Raw genomic sequence first — 24,060 nt, 5'->3', positions numbered from 1 at the left:
ACACACAGCTTTGCGCCGCGAACGACAGCAGGCATCCGCAGGTAAATCGTCAGCGTCGACCCGGGGGAGTGGCCCGTCCACGACCCCGTCGCGATTCCGTGTCTGGTTCCGGCGGCTGTTCCGCTGGGGCCTTGGCCTCGCCTTCGTCGGGCTGGTCGCGGTCGCGGTGGCGGTCGGCATCGCCGTGCAGCGCATCCCGAGCTTCGAGGAGCTCAAGAAATCGCCCGCGGGGCAGACGATCCGCATCCACGCCGCCGATGGCACCGTCTTCCTGTCGCTGGGGCCCAATTACGGGCGCTGGCTGACCCTGCGCGAAACGCCGGAGGTGATGCAGGACGCCATGGTCGCGGTCGAGGACCGGCGCTTTCGCTATCACCCCGGCGTAGATCCGGTCGGCATGAGCCGCGCCGCGGTGGTCGCCGCGCGCAATTACGGCACCGGCCGCCGCATGCAGGGCGCGTCGACGATCACCCAGCAGCTGGCGCGCAACATCTTCTTGTCGAACAGCTACACCTGGACGCGCAAGGCGCGCGAGATGGTGCTGGCGATGGCGCTCGAGTGGAAATTCTCGAAGGACGAGCTGCTCGAGCTCTATCTCAACAAGGTCTATTTCGGCGGCGGCAGTTACGGCATCGACGCCGCCTCGCGGCGCTTCTTCGGGCATAGCGCGACCGAAATGTCGCTGTCCGAGGCCGCAGTGATCGCGGGGCTCGTGAAGGCGCCGTCGCGCTATTCGCCGACCGCCGACGCGCAGGCGGCGCTCGGCCGCGCCGACGTCGTGCTGTCGGTGATGGTCGATGCCGGAGTGATCACGCAGGCGCAGGCCGATAGCGCCAAGCCCGCCGACGTCCAGATGGCGCAGGAAACCGGACAGAATAGCGCGCGCTATTTCACCGACTGGGCGCTGCCGCAGCTCGACATGCTGATCGACGAGGGCAGCGAAGCGCTCGACGTGTACACCACGATCGACCTCAATATGCAGCGCGCGGCGACCGCGTCGATCCAGGCGAACACCCCGAAGGGCGTGCAGGGCGCGCTGGTGTCGATCGACCGCGACGGCGCGGTGCGCGCGATGGTCGGCGGCACCGACTATGTCAGCTCCAACTACAACCGCGCGACGCAGGCGATGCGCCAGCCGGGGTCGGCGTGGAAGCTGTTCGTCTATATGGCCGCGCTCGAGGCGGGCTATAAGGTGAACGATCAGGTCGTCGACGAGCCGATCACGATCAACGGCTGGAGCCCGCGCAACTCGTCGGGGCGTTTTGCCGGCGCGATGGATCTGCGCACCGCCTTTGCCTATTCGGTCAACACCGTCGCGGCGAAGCTGGGCGACGAAGTCGGTTTTTCGGCGGTCGCGAACATGGCGCGGCGCTTCGGGATCACGACGCCGATCAACACCCACCCCTCGATGGTGCTCGGCAGCGCCGAGGTGCGGGTGATCGACATGACCGCCGCCTTTGCCGCGGTGTCGCGCAAGGGCGTGTCGGTGCAGCCTTACGGCATCACCAAGGTGACGACCGCCGACGGCCGCCTGCTCTATCAGCGCCCCGCGTCGAACGGACAGGTGCTGGTCGACAATTGGGTCGCCGCGGGGATCACCGACCTGCTCCAGACCGCGGTCAACACCGGCACCGGCAAGGCGGCGCAGATCGGCCGCCCCGTAGCGGGCAAGACCGGCACGACGTCGAGCAACAAGGACGGCTGGTTCCTCGGTTTCTCGAGCGGGCTGACCACCGGCGTGTGGATGGGCCGCGACGACGCCCGGCCGGTCGGCGGGCTGCAGGGCGGCCGCGCACCCGCCAAGGCCTTTGCCGACTATATGCGCGTCGCGGTCGCGCGGCGCCCGGTCGAGGCGTTCGATACCGAGGTCGTGCTGCCCGAATGGCAGCTGGAGGAAGAAGGCGACGCCTATATGGGCGAGCCCGGCGAGGGGGGGCTGGTCGACGAGAATGGCATGCCGATCGAGCTGCCCTATGACCTGTCGCCACCGCCCGCCGACGCGCCGCCGCCGACCGGCGACGAGGGCGGGCCGGTGCTCAACCAGCAGTGGATCGAGGAACAGACCGGCCGCCGGCCGGCAGACAATGGCGCACCCAAGAGCGGGCCGCAGGGCAAGATCGTCACGGTGCCGGCGCCCAAGGCATCGCCGCCGCCGCGTCCGGCGAACGGTGAGCCCAATTAGCTGAAGCGATAGCGGTGCAGGCCGCGCCCTTCGCGGCGCAGCCAGGCGCGCGCTGCGCCGACGTCGCCGTCGTGCAGATCGTCGACCAGCGCATGAAAGTCGGCGCCATGATCCATATGGCGCAGATGCGCGACCTCGTGCGCGACGGTCGCTCGGCGGACATGATCGGGCGCCATCACCAGCCGCCAGCTATAGCGCAGGTCGCCGTCGTGGGTGCAGCTGCCCCAGCGGCTGCGCGGATCGCCGACCCCGACGCGGCCGACGCAAAGCCCCGCGCGCGCCGCAATCTCGCGGCTCTCCCGCTCCATCAGCTCGAGCGCCTGCCCCTTCAGCCAGCGTTCGACGCGACGGCCGACGGTGTCGACGGGACCGCCGACGAGCAACGCATCATCCCGTAGCCGCACCGCGCGCGGCGCAGCGGGGTTCCACTCGACGCGGCGTGCGATACCGAACAGCGGCACCGACGCGCCCGGACCGACCAGCACCGGCGCGGCGCTCTTGCCGACCTGCTCGGCGAGCCAGTCCTGTTGCTCGCTCGCCCATTTGAGCGCGCGCACCGCGCTCGCGCGGCGCGGCAGGGTGAGGCGCAGCTCGCCGCGCGCGCCGTCGAAGATCAGCTTGTAGCGGCGCGACTGGGCGTGATGGACGATCCGCACCGGCCAAGCGGTGTCGCCGACCCGGATCTGCGGCCTGTCGGCGTCGGGACTAAACCACGCGTTCGACAAGATGATTCTCCAGCGGTCCCGCCATATCCTCGGCCACGGTCCAGCCGACGATCGACTGGCCAGCGCGATGCACGGCGTCGCGGTCGCCGCAGACCAGATAATGCCATTCGGGCAGCGGCTCGCCTTCGGCGCGCAGGCGATACGCACAGGTTTGCGGCAGCCATTCGAGATCCTCGACCTTCGATTTGGTCAGGGTCAGGCAGTCGGGAACATGGCGGCGGCGATGCTTGTAGTCGCTGCAGCGCGCAGTCTCGAGGTCGATCAGGCGGCAGGCGACATTGGTCGGATAGACGCGGCCCGTGTCCTCGTCCTCGAGCTTGTGGAGGCAGCATTTGCCGCAGCCGTCGCACAAAGCCTCCCACTGGCCGGCGTCGAGGCTGGCGAGCGGCGCTTCCCAGAAGGGCTGCGCCTTGGGAGGCATCACTTGACCCACTTCGCCAGGTCGGCGGCGACCTTGTCGGGCGCGCCCTCGTCGGGATCGGTCGACGGATCGTCCAGCGGCAGCAGCGCCAGGGGCTTGCCCTGCGGGTCCATCAGGAAGGCGAGCTGGCTGTGCGCCATCAGATAGCGGTCGGGCGCCGATCCCGGCACCTTGTTATAGGTGACGACATAGGCTTTCGCGACGGCGGCGATCTGTTCGGGGGTGCCGGTCAAGCCGATCAGCCGCGGATGATAGCGCGCGACGAAGGGCTTGAGCGCCGCCGGCGTATCGCGTTCGGGATCGACGGTGACGAACATTGGCGCGACCTTCGCGCCGCGCGCGGGGTCGGCCTTTTCGAACTGCGCAAGCCCGCGCATCAGCTTTTGCAGGTCGACCGGGCAGATGTCGGGGCAGAAGCTGTAGCCAAAATAGACGAGGCGGTACTTGCCGGCGAAGTCGGTGTCGGAGACGGTCTTGCCGTCCTGATCGGTCAGCGTGAACGGCCCGCCGATCTTTGCGCCGGCGAGCGGCGGATCGGCCGCGGGGGCGCCTGCAGGGGCGTTGCAGCCGGCCAGCATCGCCGCCATAATCAGGAGCAGACTTGAACGGACCCGCCTTCGTCCCATAATATCCATATTCATCATGCGGCCAGCCTTGATCGGCTAGCCCGCGAAAATCAACCATTGTCGTCGTGCCGAGCGGCGGACAAATTGCCCCAGGGGTCTCTCGATCATGTTTCGACGCGCGGAATTCCGCCTAGCTTCGCTCTCGCTTCTGGCAGCTGCCGCCGCGCTGTCGGCAAACCCGGCGCTGGCGCAGTTTCGCGGCGGTTACAGCTTCCTGCAGGCGGTCGACAGCCGCGACGGCACCAAGGCGACCGAGGCGCTGAAGAATGATCCGACCTACGTCAACACGCGCAATCCCGACACCGGCGAGACCGCCCTTATCATCACGACAAAGCGGCGCGACATTCAGTGGGTCCGTTTCCTGCTGGGCAAGGATGCCGACCCGTCGATCGCGGACCGGCAGGGCGTGACGCCGCTGATGCATGCGGCCTTGCTCGACTTCACCGAGGGCGCCGAAGTGTTGCTGAGCCGGAAGGCGCCGATCGACCAGACCAACCGGCGCGGCGAGACCGCGCTGATCCTGGCGGTCCAGGCAAAAAATCCCGCGGTGATTCGCCTGCTCATCCGCAATGGCGCGAACCCCGACAAGGCCGACCATATCGCGGGCATGTCGGCGCGCGATTATGCGAAGCGCGACGATCGTACGGGAACGATCCTACCGTTGCTCGACGCCAAGGGCGCGACACAACGCGACTTGGGGACGACCTTCGGGCCGAAATGATCCATCCCATTCGGTTCGATGTGATCACGGGATTGACAATCACACTCTGATGTGAAATTGCGGGGTCATGTCCACGCAACTCATCGACCGTATCCGCGCCATCGTCGAAGACGGCACCATGTCCCGATCGGGGCTGGCGCGCGCCGCGGGTCTTCACGCCAACAGCCTTCGCGACCTCGATTCCGAAGGCTGGAACCCCACCGCCGACACGCTGCGCAAGCTCGAAAACTGGCTCGCGCACGGCAGCGACATCTCCCCGATGGCGAGCCCGGAAGAGATCATTGCCGAGGCGCGCAACGGCCGCATGTTCATCCTCGTCGACGACGAAGACCGCGAGAATGAGGGCGACCTCGTCATCCCGGCGCAAATGGCGACCCCCGATGCGATCAATTTCATGGCGACCCACGGCCGCGGCCTGATCTGCCTGACGCTGACGCGCAGCCGCGTCGAAACGCTCGGGCTCGAACTGATGAGCCGCCAGAACGGCACCCGGCACGAAACCGCCTTCACCACCTCGATCGAGGCGCGCGAGGGCGTCACCACCGGCATTTCCGCCGCCGACCGTGCGCGCACCGTGTCGGTCGCGATCGACGCCGGCAAGGGCCGCGACGACATCGTCACCCCCGGCCATGTCTTCCCCCTGATCGCGCGCGACGGCGGCGTGCTGGTCCGCGCCGGCCATACCGAGGCGTCGGTCGACATCGCACGGCTCGCCGGGCTCAATCCCTCGGGCGTGATCTGCGAGATCATGAACGACGACGGCACGATGGCGCGGCTCGACGACCTCATCCCCTTCGCGCGGCGCCATGGCCTGAAGATCGGCACCATCGCCGATCTGATCGCCTATCGCAGCCGCACCGACCGGCTGGTCGAATGCGTCGCCGACGAGCCGTTCGAATCGGATTACGGCGGCGACTGGCGGCTCAAATCCTATCGCAACAAGGTCGACGGCAGCGTCAATCTGGTGCTCCAGAAGGGCCCGGTCGATCCCGAAGGCGTCACGCTGGTGCGCATGCACGCGGTCTCGATCTTCGACGACATCATGGGCCGCCCCGGCCCCAGGAAGCGCCGCCTCCAGCGCTCGATGGACGCCATCGGCGAAGCCGGCGCCGGCGTTATCGTGATGCTGATGCGCCCGCTCCCGGGCTCGGCGGACGCCGAATCGGCGCCGCCCGAAGGCGGCATGGACCTTCGCACCTATGGCATCGGCGCCCAGATCCTCGTTGATCTTGGCGTCCATGCGATGGAACTGCTCACCCCCACCCACAGCAATATCGTCGGCCTCGAAGGCTATGGCCTGTCGGTCGTCGGCGAGCGACCCATCCCCGGAGAAGCCTGATGGCCCATGTTCTGATCGTCGAAGCCCGCTTCTACAGCCACCTCAACGACATGCTGATCGACGGCGTGAAAAGCGCGCTCGACGCCGAGGGACATAGCCACGAGGTCGTGACCGTGCCCGGTGCGCTCGAAGTTCCCGCCGCGATTTCGCTCGCCGCCGACAGCGGGCGGTACGATGCCTATGTCGCGCTCGGCGTCGTGATCCGCGGCGAAACCTATCATTTCGAAGTCGTCTCGAACGAGAGCGCGCGCGGCATCATGGCATTGACGCTCGACGGCCTTGCGATCGGCAACGGCATTTTGACGGTCGAGAATGAGGAACAGGCGCTTGCGCGCGCCGACAAGACGCGCAAGGATAAGGGCGGCGAAGCGGCGAAGGCCGCGCTCGCCATGCTGGCCCTGAAGGAACAATTCGGCATTGGTTGATCGCCCGCCTCCCAGCCGTTTTTCCGTCGTCGAGCGCGGCGGGCGGCTGGTGGTGATCGACAAGGAAACCGGGCAGACTCCGCTGAGCGCCGCCGAGCGCATGGCCCAGCATGACCGGCGCATGGGACATGAGCGCAGCGCGCCGATCGAGCGCGAGGCGGCACCGCTTGCCGTTGCAACGACCGCACCCGCTCCCGCCCGCCGCACCGAGACAGCGCCGCCGCGGCCGGACGAGCGGCTGACGGCCGCGGTTGCCGAGATGAACAAAAAGCGGCCGTGGAAGGACTCAGCGCCCTCCGCCAAGGCGCCCCAGCCGGCGCGCATCGCCGAACGCCCTCAGCCACAGGCGGGCGGGTCGGCGCGCGGCCGCAAGACCGTGGTCACCGGCAAATGGTGGGATGCGAAAGGGCCGCGTACGATAGAGCTTGGCGCAAAGGGTCAGCAGGTGCTGAGCGGCGGCTTTATGACGCTGTTCTTCGTCGGGCTGATCGCCGCGATCGTGGCGCTGGTGATCTCGCCGGTGATCCTGTTCATCGGCGCCTTTCTGCTGTTCCGTTTCGGCGGCAATATCCTGGGGCCGATCGGCGCCGGGATCGTCGACAAGGCGATCGCGGAAAGAAATTGACCGGGCAGATCACGCTGCCCGGCCAATTTTTACTTACGCGGTAACCAGCGCCGGATAGTCGGTGTAGCCTTCCGGCCCCGCCGAATACCAGGTCTGCGGATTGTCGGCTGCCCAGTCGGCGCCGGTGCGGATACGCTCGACCAGGTCGGGGTTGCCGATGAACGGCCGGCCAAAGGCGATCGCATCGGCGACGCCGCTGTCCAGCGCGGCCTCGGCCTTTGCGACGTCATAGTCGCTGTTGAGGATCAACGGGCCGTTGAAGGCCCGGCGAATTGCGGGCGACTGCTTCGGCACGTCGGTGTTGCCGAACGTGCCGTCGGGGCCGGGTTCGCGCAATTCGAGGAAGGCGATGCCGAGCGCGTCCAATGCCGCGGCGGCGGCCGGGAACAACTGTTCGGGCGCGCTGTCGTCGACACCCTGCGTGTCCCCATTGGGGGACAGGCGCACACCGACGCGATCGGCGCCCCACACAGAGATCAGCGCCGCGGTCACTTCACGGAGCAGGCGGATGCGATTCTCGACCGGGCCGCCATAGTCGTCGTCGCGCAGGTTGCTGCCGTCGCGCAGGAACTGGTCGATCAGATAGCCGTTCGCGCCGTGCAACTGGACGCCGTCGAATCCGGCCTTCTTTGCATTCTCGGCCGCCGTCACATAGTCGGCGATCACGCGCGGGATTTCGGCGAGCTCGAGCGGGCGGGCGACTTCATACTCGAGGCGGCCAACCGGCGTATGCGCCTTGCCGGGCGCCTGCGTCGCCGATGCCGAGACCGGCGGCTTGCCGTCGTTGAACACCGAATGGACGACGCGGCCCATGTGCCAGAGCTGCGCCACGATGCGCCCGCCGGCTTCGTGGACGGCGTCGGTGACGGGCTTCCAGCCCTCGACCTGCGCGTCGGTCCATAGCCCCGGCGCGCTCGGCCAGCCGAGACCTTCCTGCGAGATGCCGGTCGCTTCCGAAATGATCAGACCCGCCGAGGCGCGCTGGCGATAATAGTCGCGCGCGAGTTCGTTGGGCACGAAGCCCGGCCCGGCGCGGCCGCGCGTCAGCGGCGCCATAATTATGCGATTCGGCGCCTCGATCGCGCCCAGCTTGATCGGGTCGAACAATGATACGGCCATATTTCCACCTTTCGCTTTTTGTCCGCGACGATCCGAACGGCCGTCGCTATGGCCCCCGAAGCTATGGATACCACGGCGCCGGCACAATGGTGGGTAGCAAAAGAAAATCTAAATGACAGCCAAGATCGAAAGCCTCGACGAAAGCAAGGTGACGGCTCCGCAGGCGGGCCGCTGGGCATTCCTGGCGCTGCTCGCGGGCAATGTGTCGCTGTCGATCGGCGCGATGCTGGTCCGACTGGCCGACACCGGCCCGACCGCCTCGGCCTTCTGGCGGATGACGCTGGCGCTGCCTTTCCTGCTGTTTTTCGCCTGGCGCGAGAGCGGCGGCATGCTGCCGCCACGCCCCGCCATCACCGTTGCGGCGGCGGCGGGCGTCTTTTTCGCGCTCGATCTGGCCGCCTGGCATATCGGCATCCTGCAGACCAAGGTCGCCAATGCGACGCTGTTCGGCAATTGCGCCAGTCTGCTGCTCGTCGTCTGGACGATCTTCCTGACCCGCAGCCTGCCGCGCGGGTGGCAGGCGGCGGCGATCCTGCTCGCCTTCGCCGGATCGGCGCTGCTGATGGGACAAAGCTACGAGCTTTCCCCCGCCTATCTGGTCGGCGACCTGCTGAGCCTGCTCGCAGGCGTGCTCTACACCGCCTATGTCATCCTGATGCAGCGCGTGCGCGGGACGCTCGCGCCGTGGACCGCGCTCGGCATTTCCTCCGCGACATGCGTCCCGATCCTGCTCGGCACCGCGCTCGCGCTCGGCGAGACCATCCTCCCGCAGAACTGGACCCCGCTGATCCTGCTCGCGCTGACCAGCCAGATCATCGGTCAGGGGCTCATGACCTGGTCGCTGCCGCGCTTTTCGCCGCTTGTTATCGGGCTGACGCTGCTCGTCCAGCCCGCGGTCGCGGCGCTGACGGGCTGGCTGATGTTCGGCGAGACCCTGGGGCCGATCGATCTTTTCGGCGGCATGCTGGTCGGCGCCGCGCTCGTATTGATCCGGTTGCCGAGCCGCGCCGGGCGGCCTATCTGATCGTCATGGCCCAGACACCGACAGCGCCGCTTCCCGCCGATCCCACGCTCGACGAGATTCGCGCCGCGCTCGCGCCGCTGATCGCCGAGAATGCGGCGTTCGACGGCTTCGGCGACGCAGCGCTCGCCGATGCCGCCGCGCGGCTGGGTGTCGACGCCGACGTCGCCCGCCTGGCCTTTCCCGGCGGCGCCCGCGACATGGTCGATGCGTGGTTCGCGAGCATCGACGCCGCGATGGCGGACCGCTGGCCCGCCGAAAAGCTGGCGACGCTCAAAGTTCGCGAACGGATCACGACGCTCGTCGAGACGCGCATTGACCTGCTGGCGCCCGACCGCGAATCGCTGCGCCGCGCGCTGGCGCTGCTTGCCCTCCCGACCAACGCGCCGCATGCCGCCAGGCTCGGCTGGCGCGCCGCCGACCTGATGTGGAACCTCGCGGGCGACACCGCGACCGACTTCAATCATTACAGCAAGCGCACGATCCTGGGCGCGGTCTATGGCTCGACGATGGCGGTGTTCCTGAACGACGAGAGCGAGGATTTCGCCGAAACGCGCGCTTTCCTCGCACGGCGGATCGACCAAGTGATGCGTTTCGAAAGCTGGAAGCACCGCCGCACCGCGCGCAGCAGCGAGCGGCCCAGCCTGGCGCGCTTCATCGGTCGGCTGCGTTACCCCGGCCGCTGACCCGTTTCGATAAAGAACTGGCGCCGCACGAGCGATATTGATAATCGCTCGCAAATGACAGCATTGCTCGCGAATGTGTTGGACAAGGCGCCGCTCGGCGTGGCGGTGCGAATCGCGCGGATCGACTGGACGGCGATGTCCGAGGACGAGGGCCGGCGGCTGCGCGAATTCGGGCTGCTCGAAGGATGCGAAGTCACCCCGCGACATCGCGGCAGCATCTTCTCGCGCGACCCGCTGGCGCTGACGATCGGGCGGATGCAAGTGATCATCCGCGCCAGGCAGGCCGCCGCGATCGAAGTCGAGGCCATTGTCGGCCGCGGGGGCGCCGCATGACCGCCGCGATTCCCTCGATCGCGCTGGTCGGCAATCCCAATGCGGGCAAGTCGAGCCTGTTCAACGCGCTGACCGGCGCGCGGCAGAAGATCGCCAATTATCCCGGCGTGACGGTCGAGCGGAAGGCCGGCCATACGAGCTTCGCCGACGGACGCCCGATCTCGCTGATCGACCTGCCCGGCACCTACAGCTTGACCCCCGCAAGCCTTGACGAGGCGGTGACGCGCGACGTCATCCTCGGCCGGCAGGAGGGCGAGAAGCGCCCCGACGCGCTGATCGTCGTGCTCGACGCCGCCAACCTCGACAATCACCTCTGCTTCGCGCTCGAACTGCTCGCGCTCGGCTTGCCGACCGTCGTTGCGCTCAACATGCTCGATCTGGCGGAGCGCGACGGGCTGACGCTCGATCCCGAGCGGCTGTCGCGCGAGCTAGGCGTGCCTGTCGTCCCCACGGTCGCGGTACGCAAGCGCGGGCTGACCGAGTTGCTCGAGGCGATCGATGGCGCGATCCGCTCGCACCAGCCGCGCGAAGCGGTGGCCGCGCCCCAGAACGACGCGTCGCTCCACCAGCGCGCGCGCGCCCTCGCGACGGCGGCGATCGTCACCGAGACGCCGGTGCGCCGCTGGACGCAGCGCGTCGATCGCATCGTCCTGCACCCCATAGGCGGCCTCATCATCCTGCTCGCGCTGATGTTCGTGATGTTCCAGGCCGTTTACGCCTGGGCCCGGCCGCCCGCCGATGCGCTCGAAGGGTTGGTCGGGTCGATGCAGCAATGGGTCGTCGCCACCCTGCCCGAGAATTTCGCCCGCGACTTGATCGTCGAAGGTCTGCTGGCGGGCGTCGGCGCCGTCGTCGTCTTCCTGCCGCAGATCCTGATCCTCTTCCTCTTCATCCTGCTGCTCGAAGCGTCGGGCTATATGACGCGCGCCGCCTTTCTGATGGACGGGCTGATGGCGAAGGTCGGGCTGTCGGGGCGCGGTTTCATTCCGCTCCTGTCGAGCTTCGCCTGCGCGGTGCCGGGCATCATGGCGACGCGCGCGATTCCCGACGAGAAGGACCGGCTGACAACGATCCTGATCGCGCCGCTGATGACCTGCTCGGCGCGCCTGCCCGTCTATGCGCTGATCATCGCCGCCTTCATCCCCGACCGTACCGTCGGCGGTGTCGGCGTCGGGCTGCAAGGCTTGGTGCTGTTCGGCCTCTATCTGTCGGGGATCGTCGGCGCGCTCGCGGTCGCCTTCGTGCTGCGGCAGACGATCGCGAGGGGCAATGCGGCCGGCTTCATGATGGAAATGCCGCGCTACCAGATGCCGCAGTGGCGCGACATCGCGCTCGGCCTGTGGCAGCGGGCATGGATATTCCTGCGCCGCGCGGGCACGATCATCGCGCTGACCACCGTCGTCCTCTGGCTTCTGCTCAGCTTCCCCAGGGCGCCCGACGGGCAGAGCCAGGTCGAATATAGCGTCGCCGGCCGCATCGCGAGCGGCCTCGAAGTCGTCGTCGAGCCGATCGGCTTCAACCACGACATCGCGCTCGCGCTGATCCCCGCGATGGCGGCGCGCGAGGTCGCGGTGTCGGCGATGGCGACCGCCAATGCGATCGACGCCGACGGCGACGAGGAGGCGATGGCCGAGACGCTGGGCGAGCGGCTGCAGGGCAAGTGGAGCCTCGCCACCGCGCTCGCCTTCCTTGCCTGGTTCGTCTTTGCGCCGCAGTGCATTTCGACGATCGCGATCACGCGCCGCGAGACCAATGGATGGAAATGGCCACTGTTCATGGTTGGCTATTTGTTCCTGCTCGCCTATGCCGCTGCTGGAATCACTTACTGGACAGCCGTCGCCTTTGGCCTAGGCTGATCCTCCCAACTTTTGAGCGGAGCGGAGCGGCGATGGCTGGCAGCGTCAACAAGGTAATTCTCATCGGCAACCTCGGCGCCGATCCCGAAATCAAGTCGTTCCAGAACGGCGGCAAGATCGCCAATATCCGCATCGCGACCAGCGAACAGTGGAAGGACCGGATGACCGGCGAGCGCAAGGAGCGCACCGAATGGCATAATGTCGTCATCAACGGCGACGGGCTGGTCGGGGTCGTCGAGCGCTATCTGAAGAAGGGCTCGAAGGTTTATATCGAAGGCTCGCTGCGCACCCGCAAATGGCAGGACCGCGACGGCAACGACAAATATACGACCGAGGTCGTGATCGCGGGGATGGGCGGCACGCTGACCATGCTCGACGGCGCGCCGGGCGGCGGCGGCTCGCGCGGCGGCGACAGTTGGTCGCAGGGCGGCGGCGGATCGGGCGGCGGCTGGGATCAGGGCAGCGGCGGCTCGTCCGGCGGCGCAGGCGCAGGCGGCGGCTGGAACCAGGGCGGTGGCGGAAGCGCGGGCGGCGGCGGTGGCCGTGCGCCCTTCGACGACGACCTGGACGACGACGTTCCCTTCTGAGGACAAACGCACGCCCGTTCGTGCCTGGCTTGTCGAGGCACCGTCCTGTCTTGTGACGCCGCGGGAGCGAAGAACGGCCCTTCGACAAGCTCGGGGCGAACGGGGTAAGGTGTGGCCGTGACTGGACTGGTCGGCGCCGACGTTGGAATCACCGCCGCGGATGTCGCGCGCGGCGTGTGCCGGCTGTTCGCGCAGCAGGGGCTGGTCGCGATCCCCGAGGTGACGCTCCCGAACGGGCGGCGCACCGACCTGACCGCCATCGACGCCAAGGGCAATATCATAATCGTCGAGATCAAGGTCAGCCGTGCCGACCTGCACGGCGACGGCAAATGGCCCGACTATTGCGACTGGTGCGATCGCTTCTATTGGGCGCTGGCGTCGGGGCTCGACCCCGCGATCCTCGAGACGCCGGACTATCGCCCCGAAAGCTCGGGGCTGATCATCGCCGACCGTTATGGCGCCGCGGTGGTGCGCGAAGCCGCGAGCTGCAACCTTGCACCGGCGCGGCGCAAGGCCGAGCTGCTGCGCATCGGACGCATCGCGATGCGGCGGTCGATGATCGCAATGGATCCCGAGATCGCGGCGGGCTGGGTCGAGAGCTGATTCCGCTCGCGTCGGTGCGGGAAAATTATCTCGCGCAAAGGCGCGAAGGCGCCAGGAAGAGGAATCCCACACAAAGACACAAAGATGGCGGCTTCAGGCGCGATCGCTGCTTGCCGCCGCAGGCGGCCACGAAAAAAATCGCTTCGCCCCGGGGTCACAACGCGTCGCTTGGGCAAGCCCCCATCTTTGTGTCTTTGTGTGAGAATTATTGAAAGACTCGCCGCGCCGGCGTTTTTCTTCGCGCCTTCGCGCCTTTGCGTGAGATATTTTCGTAACCGGCCTTGCGGGCTGATTACCCCCGCGCCTGCATCCGCGCGAGGTAGCGCGCCAAAATGTCGATCTCCAGATTGACCGGACGCCCCGCCGCCGCTTCGTTCAGCGTCGTCATCTCCTGCGTGTGCGGGATGATGTTGAGCGTGAAATGCGCGGTCCCGTCGGGCTGATCGGTGACCTCGTTGACCGTCAGCGAGATGCCGTCGACGGTGATCGATCCTTTGGCGGCGATGTGCGGCGCCAGCTCCGCCGGCGCCGACACCGTCACGCCGATGCTGTCGCCGACCGGCGTTACCGAAACGATGGTACCCACCCCATCGACATGGCCGGTGACGATATGCCCGCCGAGCTCGTCGCCGATCTTCAGCGCGCGTTCGAGATTGAGGCGGCGGCCCGCGTCCCACATCCCCGCCGCCGTGCGCGCCAGCGTTTCGCCGCTCGCGTCGATCGCGAACCAGTGGCCATCGCCGTCATGCCCCTTGTCCACGACGGTCAGGCACGCCCCCGAGCAGGCGATCGACGCGCCGAGGTCGATCGTGTCGGTGTCATAGGCGGTGCCGATGACAAGCCGCGTGTCGCCGCGATCCTCGCGGCTGCGGATGGTGCCGATGTCGGTGATGATGCCGGTGAACATGGATGCCCTCAATATGTCCTGATGCGCTCGTAGACGTCGAGCCGGTCGCTGCCAAGCAGGCGGCTGTCGGAGAGCCGCCAGCGGTCGTGGGCCTCGGCCAGATCGGTCAGGCCGATATCGCCAAGCGCGCGCTTGCCGCCGCCGATCAGGATCGGCGCGCGGTAGAGCAGCAGCCGGTCGACGCGGTCGGCGGCGAGGAAAGCCGACGCCGCGCCGGCGCCGCCTTCGACCAGCACCGAATCGACATCGGCGATCGCCTGCGGCGACGCGACAGCCGTCCAGCCTTCGGGCGCGCCGCCGGTGGTCAGCAACAACTTCTTCGGGCTGCGGTCGGCGAGCCCCGCCAGCCGCACGTCGAGCTTCGGCGCATCGGCCTCGAACGTGCCGCGCCCGACGAGAATCGCCTGATGGCTCGCACGTTCGAGATGGCCATGCGCGCGGGCGCGTTCGCCGGTGATCCAGCGGCTCGACCCGTCACGCAGCGCGATACAGCCGTCAAGCGAGGTCGCAAGCTTGAGCGTGACAAACGGCCGCCCCTCGACCTGCCGCGTCCACCAGGGCGCCATGGCAGCGCGGGCCCCGGCCGGCAACACGCCCGTCACCACCTCGATGCCCGCCGCCTGCAACCGGGTGATGCCCGCGCCGTCGGTGCGCGGATCGGGGTCCTGCGCCGCGATCACCACGCGCGCAACGCCCGCCACGATCAGCGAATCGCTGCACGCCGGCCCGCGCGGGCTCGCATGCGCGCAGGGTTCGAGGCTGACATAGGCGGTGGCGCCCCGCGCCGCTTCGCCCGCCGCGGCAATCGCAACGGCTTCGGCGTGCGGCCGTCCGCCGGGCTGCGTCCAGCCGCGCGCGACGACCTTTCCATCCCTGACGAGCAGGCACCCGACATTGGGATTGGGCGCGGAAGATGGCCGTCCGCGCCGCGACAGGGCGATGGCGACCGCCATCCAGTCGGCGTCGGTGAGCGGTTGCCGCATCAATTCTGCGGGGGGGCCGCCGGGCCGCGCGCCGCGCGCTCGGCAAGCGTCGAGCGCGTCTGTACCGGCGCGGGCTTCTGCTTCGCGGCGGCTGCGGCTTCCTCGCCCAGCGTCTCGCGCGTCACCTTGTCGGCCTCGCTCGAATCATATTCGATGCCCATGCTGTCGGCGAAGCGCTGATATTCGGCGCGCTTTTCGGCGTTGCGGAGGGTCGTTTCCTTGGCGCGCGCCACCCAGTCGGCGCGGATCTCGGCCGCGCTGCGCGTCGCCTTCCAATTCTCGAAATAGACGATCGAGGGCTTCGGCTTCTCATAAGGGATCAGATATTCCGACACCCCGTGGAACACGACCCATGTCAGCGCGATCGCGACGCCCCATACCGCCCAGCGATGCGGCCGAGGTTCGCGGACATAGGTCCAGAAATCGCTGAGACCGCCGGTGACATCCAGATTGTTGAACATTCGCATCGGCCCAATTTAGGGGATGTGCCCGCAGAATGCGAGAGCCGGATGCGCGCGGATGCGGCCCGGGGCAGATGCGCCAAATGCATGCAACCGCTTTCAGCATTGCAAAAAATGCAACTGCGGATGCTTTTTTCGCAGTTGCAGCAATCATGGTGCAGTGCAATAACAAACTCGCCTTTTAGGCATCCTCTCCCAAAACTTTCACGGGCCGCCTTTGGGCGGCCCTTTTTTTTGGCTTTTCGGCCGGAAAAGCTGAGTTTTTTGGTCGAGAAATACGATCCGGTTCGAACCGGCCCGCGCGCGAATCAGTCCTGAGCCGGCGTGCGCGATTCGAATCGCCGCACCTCGGCGATGAAGCTGCCCGGCAGCGCCGTCGGCTGCCCGCTGTCCGAATCGATATGGGTGTAGCTGATCTCGATATCGGTCAGCCGCTCGTTTCCGCGAAAAATTCCGCAATGGAGCGTAAAGCTCGTCCGCCCAAAGGCGCTGATTCGCGCCGCTATCGTGATCAGCTCGTCGAGTCGCGCCGGCGCATGATAGTCGATTTCGCAATGCGTTTCGCGAATATCCGTACCGTATTGGTTAAAATACGGGCCGGGCTGGCCCTCACCGAGCGCCCGGAAATATTCGGTCACCCCGATATCGGCATAGACCAGATAATTGCCGTTGAAGACAATATTCTGGCCGTCGATCTCGTTGAAGCGCACGCGAACGCGCTCCTGCACGCGGAAATCGGCGAGCGGTATGGCGCTGCGATGATCGATCATGCGGGCCTCAGGCCGCGAGCGAGGCGGGCGTGCGATCAAGCGGTGCGCAGGCCGCTTCCAGCCAGGCGCGTTCTTCGCCTGCCATGCCTGCCCCCAGCTTCGCCAGCACCTCCGCATGATAGGCGTCGAGCCAGTCGGCCTCGGCGGGCGACAGCAGCGCCACCTCGACGAGGTTCTGCGCAATCGGGGCAAAGGTGATCGTCTCGAACCCCAGCATATCCTCCTCGGCGCCCGCGATGCTCTGCGGCACGACGACAACGAGATTCTCGATCCGGATGCCGAAATGGCCCGCCTTGTAGTAACCGGGCTCGTTCGAGAGGATCATGCCCGCGTGCAGCGGCTCCTCCGTCCCCGCCTGGCCGCCCGCGGGCTTGGCGATGCGCTGCGGCCCCTCGTGGACCGCCAGATAGGCGCCGACGCCGTGGCCGGTGCCATGCGCATAATCGACCCCGTCGGCCCAGAGATATTGCCGCGCCAGAATGTCGAGCTGGCTGCCGCGCGTCCCCTTGGGGAAGCGCGCGGTCGCAAGCGCGATATGGCCCTTCAGCACCTGCGTGAAGCGGCGGCGCATCTCGGCGGTCGGGGCGCCGATCGCGATCGTGCGCGTGATGTCGGTCGTGCCGTCGGCATATTGCCCGCCCGAATCGACGAGGTAGAGCGTGCCCGTCTCGATCGCGCGGTTGGTCGTCTCGTCGACCTTGTAATGCGGCAGCGCCCCGTTCGGGCCGGCGGCCGAGATGGTGTCGAACGACAGATCCTTGAGCGCGCCGTTCGCATCGCGGAATGCGCGGAGCTTCGCCGCTGCGCCGAGCTCGTCGAGCCCGCCCTGCGGCGCGACCTCTTCCATCCATTTCAGGAAGCGCGCGACCGCGACGCCGTCGCGAACATGCGCCGCGCGGGTGCCATTGAGCTCGGTGTGGTTCTTGATCGCCTTGGGCAGCACCGCCGGGTCGCGGTGGCGTTCGATCCTCGCGCCGGCGGCTTCGAGCGCGGTGAAGATCGCGGCGACCGCACGGTCGGGATCGACCGCGACCGCCTTGCCCGACAGATCGGCAAGCGCCGCCTCGAACGCGTCGCGATCGTGGATCCGGACGCTGTTGCCGAGGTGCGCGCGCACGGCGTCGGTAATTTTTTCGGGCGCTATGAACAGATCGGCCGTCGCATCGGCGTGGAGCAGCGCGAAGGCGAGGCCGACCGGCGTGTGGCTGACGTCGGTGCCGCGAATGTTGAAGGTCCAGGCGATCGAATCGAGCGCGGTCATCACCGTCGTGTCGAGGCCCTTGGCCTTCAGCCAGTCGGCGATGACCTCGCGCTTTTCGACCGCGCCCTGCCCGGCGAGCGCGGCGTCGTGGACGGTCACAACGGCGTCGCTCGGCGCGGGCTGGTCGTCCCACGCGGCGTCGAGCGGGTTCGGCGTCACGGCAACGAGGCTCGCGCCCTTCGCCGCGATCGCCTTCTCCAGCCCGCGCGCCCAGTCGATGCTGTGGAGCCACGGGTCGTACCCGACCTTCTGCCCCGCGCTGACGTTCGCGCCCAGCCATTCGGCGACGCTCGACTGCGGCACGCCGACATAGTCGAACAGCGTCCCGTCGACCTGATCGCGCACCTGCACGGTGTAGCGCCCGTCGACGAACACCGCGGCCTTTGCCGGCAGCACCGCCGCGGTCCCGGCCGATCCCCCGAACCCCGTCAGCCACGCCATGCGCTGCGCATAGGCGCCGACATATTCGCTCATATGCTCGTCGCTGATCGGCACGACAAAGCCGTCGAGGCCGCGCGCGGCGAGTTCGGCGCGGACGCGGGCGAGGCGCTCTGCGTGGACGGGGCTGGACATGGCTGCTTCCTTGTTCCTACATCGCAGCCATCCTGCCCGATCGGGGCGACGCTGCGAGGGTTTTCATATGCGCGCTATTTGGATGTTTCTGGCCGCAATTACCACCCCGCTTGTCGCGTCCCCGAGTGCCCTTGCCGAAGAGAAAGAGCCCAAATTGACCACCAGCCCCGCCGCTCCGGTCGCCGACAAGCGCCCGCACGAAGTCACGCTGCACGGCAAGACGCTGTCCGATTCCTATTTCTGGCTCCGCGACCAAAGCTATCCGGTGATCGATGACGCGGATATCCTCGACTATGTGAAAGCCGAGAATGCCTATTTCGATGCGGCGATGAAGCCGCACGCGAAGCTGGTCGAGACGCTGTTCCAGGAGATGAAGGGCCGCATCAAGGAAGCCGATTCGAGCGTGCCGCAAAAGGACGGCGACTGGCTCTACTGGGTCGAATATGACGAGGGCGCCGAATATAAAAAATGGTATCGCAAGCCCGTCGCAGGCGGCGAAGCGCAGCTGATCCTCGACGAGGTCGCAATGGCCGCGGGCAAGGAATATTTCCGCCTCGCCGAACTGTCGATCAGCCCGAACAGCAAGCTGATGGCCTATTCGTTCGACGACAATGGCTCGGAGCGGTTCGAGGCGCGGATCCGCAATCTCGATACCGGCGAGCAACTTCCCGATGTCATCCCCGGTACGCTGTCGTCGCTCGTCTGGACGTCGGGTAACGACGCCATCCTCTACGGCCTCGCGAACGAGAATTGGCGCACCGACAATGTCCGGCTGCACAAGCTCGGGACGCCCGTCGCCGACGACAAATTGCTCTACAAGGAGCCCGACATCGGTTTCGGGGTCGGGATCGGCAAAACCGCGGCGGACAATTACATCGTGATCGCGACGGGCGATAACGAGACGAGCGAGGTGTATCTGCTCCCCGCCGACAATCCCGAGGCGAAGATGCAGCTCGTCTCGGCGCGCCAGAAGGGCCGCGAGTATAGCGTCGACGAGCGCGAGGGCACGCTCTACATCCACACCAACGACGAGCATCCGAACTTCCGCGTCGCGACCGCGAGCGTGAAGGACCCGGGCAAGTGGACCACGCTGATCCCCGGATCGGATCACAGCTACATCACCGGCCTGTCGATATTCCGCGACTATTTCGTCATCGAAGCGCGCGAGGACGGGCTCGATCAGGTCGATATCCGCAAATATGACGCGCCGCTGACCCCGGGCCGGATCAAATTCCCTGAGGCGACTTATGTCGCGGGTCTCGGCGACAATCCCGAATATCATCAGGACAAATTGCGGCTCGACTATGAATCGATGGTCACGCCCGACACCGTCTATGACTATGATTTGGCAAGCGGAACGCTGGAAACGCTGAAGGTGCAGGAAATTCCTTCGGGTTACGACGCGACACAATATGTAACCGAACGGGTTAATCTGCCGAGCCGCGACGGCAAGACGCTGATCCCAGCATCGCTCGTCTACAAAAAGGGGACGAAGCTCGACGGCAGCGCGCCGATGCATCTCTATGCTTACGGCTCATACGGCTACCGCGTCCCGCCGGGCTTCTCGACGACGCGGCTCAGCCTCGTCGATCGCGGGATGATCTATGCGATCGCGCATGTCCGCGGCGGCGACGACATGGGCCGCGCCTGGTATCTTGCGGGTAAGACGACCGAGCGCAAGAATACGTTCAACGACTTCATCGACGTCGCGAAGGGCCTGATCGCCAAGAAATACACCAGCGCCGGCAAAATTTCGGTCGAGGGGCGCTCGGCGGGCGGGCAGGTGATGGGCGTGATCTATAACGAGGCGCCCGAACTGTGGGGCGCGGTTCTCGCAGGGGTGCCCTTCGTCGACGTGATCAACACGATGGTCGACGACACGCTGCCGCTGACCCCGGGCGAATGGCCCGAGTGGGGCAACCCGATCACCGACAAGGCCGCGTTCGATTATATGCTGAGCTACAGCCCCTACGACAATGTGACCGCAAAAGCCTATCCGCCGATGCTCGTGTCGGCGGGCCTCAACGACCCGCGCGTGACCTATTGGGAGCCCGCCAAATGGGTCGCCAAGCTCCGCGCGACGCGGACGAACGATTCGACGCTGCTGCTGCGCACCAACATGGGCGCGGGCCATGGCGGCAAGTCGGGCCGCTGGGGGGCGCTGCACGAGGACGCCGAGGAGTTCGCCTTCGTGCTGACGCAGCTGGGGGTGGAGAAATAGGCTTTTCGGATTTGCACGCGAAGGCTCGAAGAAGATTGCACGTGCCGCAAAGCGGCCTTTTCCCATCGACGTCGCGATAAACCAGATCGTGGATGGCAAGGAGGGGCCTGACGGCCCAAGCCCTCTTCTTCGCGCCTTCGCGCCTTTGCGTGAACCAAAAAAAGACCGGCGCTCGCGGGAGTTCCCCGACTATTCCGCCAGCAACCCTCGCCCGACCAGTTCCCGCTCCAGCGCCGCCGCATCGACAAACTGGTGCCCCGCGATCCCGACCGATTCGGCGCCCGCAACATTGTGCGCGACGTCGTCGATGAACAGCGCGCCCGCTGGATCGATCCCGAATCGCTCGATCGCAAGGCGGTAGATGGCGGGATCGGGCTTCATCAATTTCTCGGTGCCCGACACGACGATGTCGCGGAAGCGGTCGAAGACCGGCTGGGTCGGGCGGAAGCCTTCCCAGAATTCATGCCCGAAATTGGTGATCGCGAACAGCGGCACGCCGGCAGCGTCCAGCCGTTCGACCAGTTCGAGGCTGCCCGGCATCGGCCCGGGAATCGTCTCGTTGAAGCGCGCCGCATAGGCGTCGATCAGCGCGTCGTGCCCCGGAAATTCGGCTTTCAGCTCGGGCAGCATCTCGGCGAGCGGGCGGCCGGCGTCGTGCTGGAAGTGCCACTGCGGCGTCACGACATGCGTCACGAACCATTCGAGCTCGTCCCTGTCGTCGATCAGCTTGGCGAACAGATAGCGCAGGTCCCAGTCAAAGAGGACGCGGCCGACGTCGAAGATCACGCTCTGGCGAATCATGGGGCCTCCAGACACGCGAAAGCGCCGCCGGAAGCATCCGACGGCGTTACGCTAACTTCGCAATGCGCGCGGGGCGGAAAACGCCCCGGCAGGGCCATCAGCCCTGGCGCGCCTTGAAGCGGCGGTTGGTCTTGTTGATCACATAGGTGCGGCCACGGCGGCGGATAACGCGGTTATCCCGGTGGCGGTCCTTCAGCGACTTCAGGCTGTTGCGAATCTTCATGATCTCTGTCCGTAAATCTTGGCGTATTGACGCGAAGCGGCGCAACTATGGGGATGCGGGCAAAAAGTCAACCGGTTCACTCCCCTAATTTCGTCATGCCGGACTTGATCCGGCATCCATAGCTGCGGCGACGTCATGGACCCCCGGATCAAGTCCGGGGTGACGAGGTCCTTAACCCGCCAGCGCTTTCTGCCGCCGCCGCTGCACCGAAGAGCCATAGCCCATCGCCTCGCGATATTTGACCACGGTGCGCCGCGCGATGTCGTGGCCCTCGGCCGACAGTTTCTGCGCGATCGTCTCGTCGGAGAGAATCGCCTTGGCGTCTTCAGCCTCAATCATCGCCTTGATCCGGCTCTTCACCGCCTCGGCCGACACCGCGCCGTCGCCCTCGGTCGCCGAAATGCCCGACGAGAAGAAATATTTGAGCTCGAACAATCCGCGCGCGCAGCTCAGATATTTGTTGCTGGTGACGCGGCTGACGGTCGATTCGTGCATGCCGATCTCTTCGGCGACCTGCCGCAGCGTCAGCGGGCGCATGTGCGCGACGCCGTGGAGGAAAAACCCTTCCTGCTGCTTGACGATCGCGCTCGCGACCTTGACGATCGTGCGCTGGCGCTGGTCGAGCGCGCGGACGAGCCAGTTCGCCCCCGCAAGCTGTTCGGACAGCCACGCCTTGCTCTTCGCCGCTGCGCCCGTCGCCAGCTCGGCATAATAGCGGCGGTTGACGAGCAGCCTCGGTAGCGTGCCGCTGTTGACCTCGACCGCCCAGCCCTTCGCGGTCTGGCGGACATACAGGTCGGGAACGACCGCCTGCACGCCCTCGCCGCCATATTTCAGCCCGGGCTTGGGATCATAGCCGCGCAGTTCGCGAATCATGTCGGCGAGATCTTCGTCATCGACCCCGCAGATGCGCTTCAGCTGCGGGAAGGCGCCCTTCGCGACCAGATCGAGGTGCGCGATCATGGTGGCCATGGCGGGATCGTAGCGGTCGGCCTCGCGCGCCTGGATCGCGATGCATTCGGCGAGGTCACGCGCGCCGACCCCCGAGGGATCGAACAGCTGAATGCCCGTGAGGACTTCCTCGATCAGGGCGAGCGGGACGCCAAGCTGCGCCGCCAGCTCGGAAAGATCGGCGCGGAGATAGCCCGCCTCGTCGATCAGCGCGACAAGCTGGCCCGCGACGATCGCCTCGATCCCGTCGAAGCGCTCGCCGACCTGCGCCATCAGATGGTCGTGGAGCGTGCCGTCATGCTCGGCGAAGCTGTCGAAGTCGATATCCTCGCCGGCGCCCGACAGGCCGACCGAATCGCTGGCGCTGTCGTGGTGGAAACGCTCCTCGCCGAAATCGACGTCGAGGTCGTCGGCGGTCCCGGCGTCGGACGAAAGCGCCTGATCGGTGTCGGTCTCGCCTGACACCGCGGCGACCGGCGCCTCGCCGCCGCCTTCGTCGGGGCCGCTATCGTCGTCGCGGTCGGCGGGCGAGGCGTCGAGCAGCGGATTGCCCTCGAGCGCCTCGGCCAGATAGGCTTCGAGTTCGAGGTTCGACAGCGCAAGCAGCTTGATCGCCTGCTGCAATTGCGGCGTCATCACCAGCGATTGCGACTGGCGTAAATCGAGGCGCGGACCCAACGCCATCAGGGACTAGCTGCTCACAAAGAGAAGCCCTCGCCGAGGTAGAGGCGGCGCACCTCGGGGTCGGCGACGAGTTCGGCCGGCGAACCGGCAAGCAGCACCTTGCCGTCGTAGATGATCGCGGCGCGGTCGACGAGGTCCAGCGTCTCGCGCACATTATGGTCGGTGATCAGCACGCCGATGCCGCGGGTCTTGAGGTCGGCGACGAGGTCGCGAATGTCGCTGATCGACAAGGGGTCGATGCCCGCGAAAGGTTCGTCGAGCAGCATGATCGAGGGGTTTGCGGCGAGTGCGCGCGCGATCTCCGCGCGGCGGCGCTCGCCGCCCGACAGCGCCATCGCCGCCGAATCGCGCAGCCGGGTGAGGCCGAATTCGTCGAGCAGCTCCTCCAGCCGTCGTTCGCGCGACACCTTGTCGGGCTCGGCGAGTTCGAGCACCGCCTCGATATTCTGCGCGACGGTCATGCCGCGAAAAATTGAGGTTTCCTGAGGCAGATAGCCGAGACCGAGGATTGCGCGGCGGTACATCGGCAGCGCGGTGATGTCCGACCCGTCCAGCATGATGCGCCCGGCATCCGGCTTCACCAGCCCCATGATCGAATAGAAGCAGGTCGTCTTGCCCGCGCCGTTCGGGCCGAGCAGACCGACGACCTCGCCCTTGCCGACCGAGAGCGACACGTCCGACAGCACGACCCGCTTGTCATAGCTTTTGGCGATCGAAATGACCGCCAGGCCGTTGCCCGTCGCCGCATCCTCATGGGCATGCGCCCTGTGCTCGGCGACGCCATGATCGTCGTCGGTCAGCGTCCCCACGGTGGATTCGTCGGTCATAGGTCGGTCGGTTCCGTTTCTAGCCCCCATGCGCCGTTACCCCAGCGACGCGGCCAAGGTCAATCTGGCAAGATTTTTGCAGGGTATTCGGGCGGCAACGAGAAGCATCCGCCCTGGGACCGCAGGCCA

25 protein-coding genes are annotated in these 24,060 nt (G+C 66.7%); 12 read left to right on the top strand and 13 right to left on the bottom strand.

Annotation, left to right across the window (positions count from 1 at the left end):
- Window positions 1-10 precede the first annotated feature (10 nt).
- A complete protein-coding gene (locus tag ATE67_RS18320) occupies window positions 11-2,182 on the top strand; it encodes a transglycosylase domain-containing protein (protein ID WP_058818084.1) in 2,172 nt (723 codons plus the stop codon).
- On the opposite strand, the gene ATE67_RS18315 is transcribed toward ATE67_RS18320, so the two are convergent.
- From ATE67_RS18315 to ATE67_RS18305, 3 genes are read right to left on the bottom strand one after another with little or no spacing between them, the layout of a single operon-like run.
- Window positions 2,179-2,907, bottom strand: coding sequence for a M48 family metallopeptidase (locus ATE67_RS18315; RefSeq protein WP_231728221.1), 729 nt, complete (start codon window positions 2,905-2,907; stop codon window positions 2,179-2,181). The two genes, ATE67_RS18320 and ATE67_RS18315, sit on opposite strands and share 4 nt — an antisense overlap.
- On the bottom strand, window positions 2,888-3,328 hold the full coding sequence (locus tag ATE67_RS18310; RefSeq protein ID WP_058818083.1) for a YcgN family cysteine cluster protein: 441 nt from the start codon (window positions 3,326-3,328) through the stop codon (window positions 2,888-2,890). Before ATE67_RS18310 ends, ATE67_RS18315 begins: the two co-directional genes overlap by 20 nt.
- Window positions 3,328-3,972 (bottom strand): SCO family protein, encoded by a 645-nt coding sequence (locus ATE67_RS18305; protein WP_082660488.1) that lies wholly within the window; start codon window positions 3,970-3,972, stop codon window positions 3,328-3,330. Before ATE67_RS18305 ends, ATE67_RS18310 begins: the two co-directional genes overlap by 1 nt.
- An 88-nt stretch (window positions 3,973-4,060) precedes the next feature.
- On the opposite strand from ATE67_RS18305, the gene ATE67_RS18300 reads away from it, so the two are divergent.
- The 4 genes from ATE67_RS18300 to ATE67_RS18285 all read left to right on the top strand — a co-directional run bounded on the left by ATE67_RS18300 (window position 4,061) and on the right by ATE67_RS18285 (window position 7,064).
- Entirely contained in the window at window positions 4,061-4,675 is a 615-nt protein-coding gene (locus ATE67_RS18300) for an ankyrin repeat domain-containing protein (RefSeq protein WP_058818082.1), read from the top strand.
- A gap of 67 nt (window positions 4,676-4,742) precedes the next feature.
- Window positions 4,743-6,014 (top strand): 3,4-dihydroxy-2-butanone-4-phosphate synthase, encoded by a 1,272-nt coding sequence (gene ribB, locus ATE67_RS18295; RefSeq protein WP_058818081.1) that lies wholly within the window; start codon window positions 4,743-4,745, stop codon window positions 6,012-6,014.
- Entirely contained in the window at window positions 6,014-6,439 is a 426-nt protein-coding gene (gene ribH / locus ATE67_RS18290) for a 6,7-dimethyl-8-ribityllumazine synthase (RefSeq protein WP_058818080.1), read from the top strand. Before ribB ends, ribH begins: the two co-directional genes overlap by 1 nt.
- Window positions 6,432-7,064 (top strand): hypothetical protein, encoded by a 633-nt coding sequence (locus ATE67_RS18285; RefSeq protein WP_058818079.1) that lies wholly within the window; start codon window positions 6,432-6,434, stop codon window positions 7,062-7,064. The genes ribH and ATE67_RS18285 overlap by 8 nt, the downstream gene beginning before the upstream one ends.
- A 33-nt stretch (window positions 7,065-7,097) precedes the next feature.
- Here ATE67_RS18285 and ATE67_RS18280 read toward each other — a convergent pair whose 3' ends face one another.
- Window positions 7,098-8,183, bottom strand: coding sequence for an alkene reductase (locus tag ATE67_RS18280; RefSeq protein ID WP_058818078.1), 1,086 nt, complete (start codon window positions 8,181-8,183; stop codon window positions 7,098-7,100).
- A 112-nt stretch (window positions 8,184-8,295) separates the two neighbouring features.
- Between ATE67_RS18280 and ATE67_RS18275 the strand changes: the two genes are divergently transcribed.
- The 6 genes from ATE67_RS18275 to ATE67_RS18250 all read left to right on the top strand — a co-directional run bounded on the left by ATE67_RS18275 (window position 8,296) and on the right by ATE67_RS18250 (window position 13,269).
- Window positions 8,296-9,207: a DMT family transporter gene (locus tag ATE67_RS18275; protein WP_058818077.1), complete on the top strand. Its 912-nt coding sequence runs from the start codon at window positions 8,296-8,298 to the stop codon at window positions 9,205-9,207.
- 5 nt (window positions 9,208-9,212) lie between these two features.
- The gene (locus ATE67_RS18270) at window positions 9,213-9,890 is read left to right on the top strand and encodes a COQ9 family protein (protein ID WP_058818076.1); all 678 of its coding nucleotides are present in this window, start codon (window positions 9,213-9,215) and stop codon (window positions 9,888-9,890) included.
- Between the two features lie 54 nt (window positions 9,891-9,944).
- Window positions 9,945-10,223, top strand: coding sequence for a FeoA family protein (locus tag ATE67_RS18265; protein ID WP_082660487.1), 279 nt, complete (start codon window positions 9,945-9,947; stop codon window positions 10,221-10,223).
- Entirely contained in the window at window positions 10,220-12,079 is a 1,860-nt protein-coding gene (gene feoB / locus ATE67_RS18260) for a ferrous iron transporter B (RefSeq protein ID WP_058818075.1), read from the top strand. Before ATE67_RS18265 ends, feoB begins: the two co-directional genes overlap by 4 nt.
- A 32-nt stretch (window positions 12,080-12,111) precedes the next feature.
- Window positions 12,112-12,666, top strand: a complete 555-nt coding sequence (gene ssb, locus ATE67_RS18255; protein WP_058818074.1) for a single-stranded DNA-binding protein — start codon at window positions 12,112-12,114, stop codon at window positions 12,664-12,666.
- A gap of 117 nt (window positions 12,667-12,783) precedes the next feature.
- On the top strand, window positions 12,784-13,269 hold the full coding sequence (locus tag ATE67_RS18250) for an MmcB family DNA repair protein (RefSeq protein WP_231728220.1): 486 nt from the start codon (window positions 12,784-12,786) through the stop codon (window positions 13,267-13,269).
- 292 nt (window positions 13,270-13,561) lie between these two features.
- Here the strand turns inward: ATE67_RS18250 and ATE67_RS18245 are convergent, their stop codons facing one another.
- From ATE67_RS18245 to ATE67_RS18225, 5 genes are all read right to left on the bottom strand, one after another.
- Window positions 13,562-14,176 carry a riboflavin synthase gene (locus ATE67_RS18245; RefSeq protein WP_058818072.1) on the bottom strand — a complete coding sequence of 205 codons (615 nt, stop codon included), beginning with the start codon at window positions 14,174-14,176 and terminating at the stop codon, window positions 13,562-13,564.
- A gap of 8 nt (window positions 14,177-14,184) precedes the next feature.
- Window positions 14,185-15,129, bottom strand: coding sequence for a bifunctional diaminohydroxyphosphoribosylaminopyrimidine deaminase/5-amino-6-(5-phosphoribosylamino)uracil reductase RibD (ribD, locus tag ATE67_RS18240; RefSeq protein WP_058818116.1), 945 nt, complete (start codon window positions 15,127-15,129; stop codon window positions 14,185-14,187).
- A gap of 29 nt (window positions 15,130-15,158) precedes the next feature.
- Entirely contained in the window at window positions 15,159-15,620 is a 462-nt protein-coding gene (locus ATE67_RS18235; RefSeq protein WP_231728219.1) for a hypothetical protein, read from the bottom strand.
- 308 nt (window positions 15,621-15,928) lie between these two features.
- Window positions 15,929-16,390, bottom strand: coding sequence for an acyl-CoA thioesterase (locus tag ATE67_RS18230; RefSeq protein ID WP_058818070.1), 462 nt, complete (start codon window positions 16,388-16,390; stop codon window positions 15,929-15,931).
- 7 nt (window positions 16,391-16,397) lie between these two features.
- A complete protein-coding gene (locus tag ATE67_RS18225) occupies window positions 16,398-18,224 on the bottom strand; it encodes an aminopeptidase P family protein (RefSeq protein ID WP_058818069.1) in 1,827 nt (608 codons plus the stop codon).
- Window positions 18,225-18,306: 82 nt separating this feature from the next.
- Between ATE67_RS18225 and ATE67_RS18220 the strand changes: the two genes are divergently transcribed.
- Window positions 18,307-20,445 (top strand): S9 family peptidase, encoded by a 2,139-nt coding sequence (locus ATE67_RS18220; RefSeq protein ID WP_058818068.1) that lies wholly within the window; start codon window positions 18,307-18,309, stop codon window positions 20,443-20,445.
- Between the two features lie 189 nt (window positions 20,446-20,634).
- Here ATE67_RS18220 and ATE67_RS18215 read toward each other — a convergent pair whose 3' ends face one another.
- The 4 genes from ATE67_RS18215 to lptB form a co-directional block, all read right to left on the bottom strand.
- Entirely contained in the window at window positions 20,635-21,246 is a 612-nt protein-coding gene (locus ATE67_RS18215; protein ID WP_058818067.1) for an HAD family hydrolase, read from the bottom strand.
- A 97-nt stretch (window positions 21,247-21,343) separates the two neighbouring features.
- Window positions 21,344-21,469, bottom strand: coding sequence for a type B 50S ribosomal protein L36 (gene ykgO / locus ATE67_RS18210; RefSeq protein WP_003046794.1), 126 nt, complete (start codon window positions 21,467-21,469; stop codon window positions 21,344-21,346).
- A 171-nt stretch (window positions 21,470-21,640) separates the two neighbouring features.
- Window positions 21,641-23,104 (bottom strand): RNA polymerase factor sigma-54, encoded by a 1,464-nt coding sequence (gene rpoN / locus ATE67_RS18205; protein WP_058818066.1) that lies wholly within the window; start codon window positions 23,102-23,104, stop codon window positions 21,641-21,643.
- A 14-nt stretch (window positions 23,105-23,118) separates the two neighbouring features.
- Window positions 23,119-23,931 (bottom strand): LPS export ABC transporter ATP-binding protein, encoded by an 813-nt coding sequence (gene lptB / locus ATE67_RS18200; RefSeq protein WP_156417103.1) that lies wholly within the window; start codon window positions 23,929-23,931, stop codon window positions 23,119-23,121.
- Window positions 23,932-24,060: the final 129 nt, after the last annotated feature.

It is taken from the genome of Sphingopyxis sp. H050, from assembly GCF_001468265.1.
Taxonomy (GTDB): Bacteria; Pseudomonadota; Alphaproteobacteria; order Sphingomonadales; family Sphingomonadaceae; genus Sphingopyxis.
The sequence above is the reverse complement of the archived record's forward strand: the minus strand, read 5'-3'. Positions and strand labels throughout refer to the sequence as shown.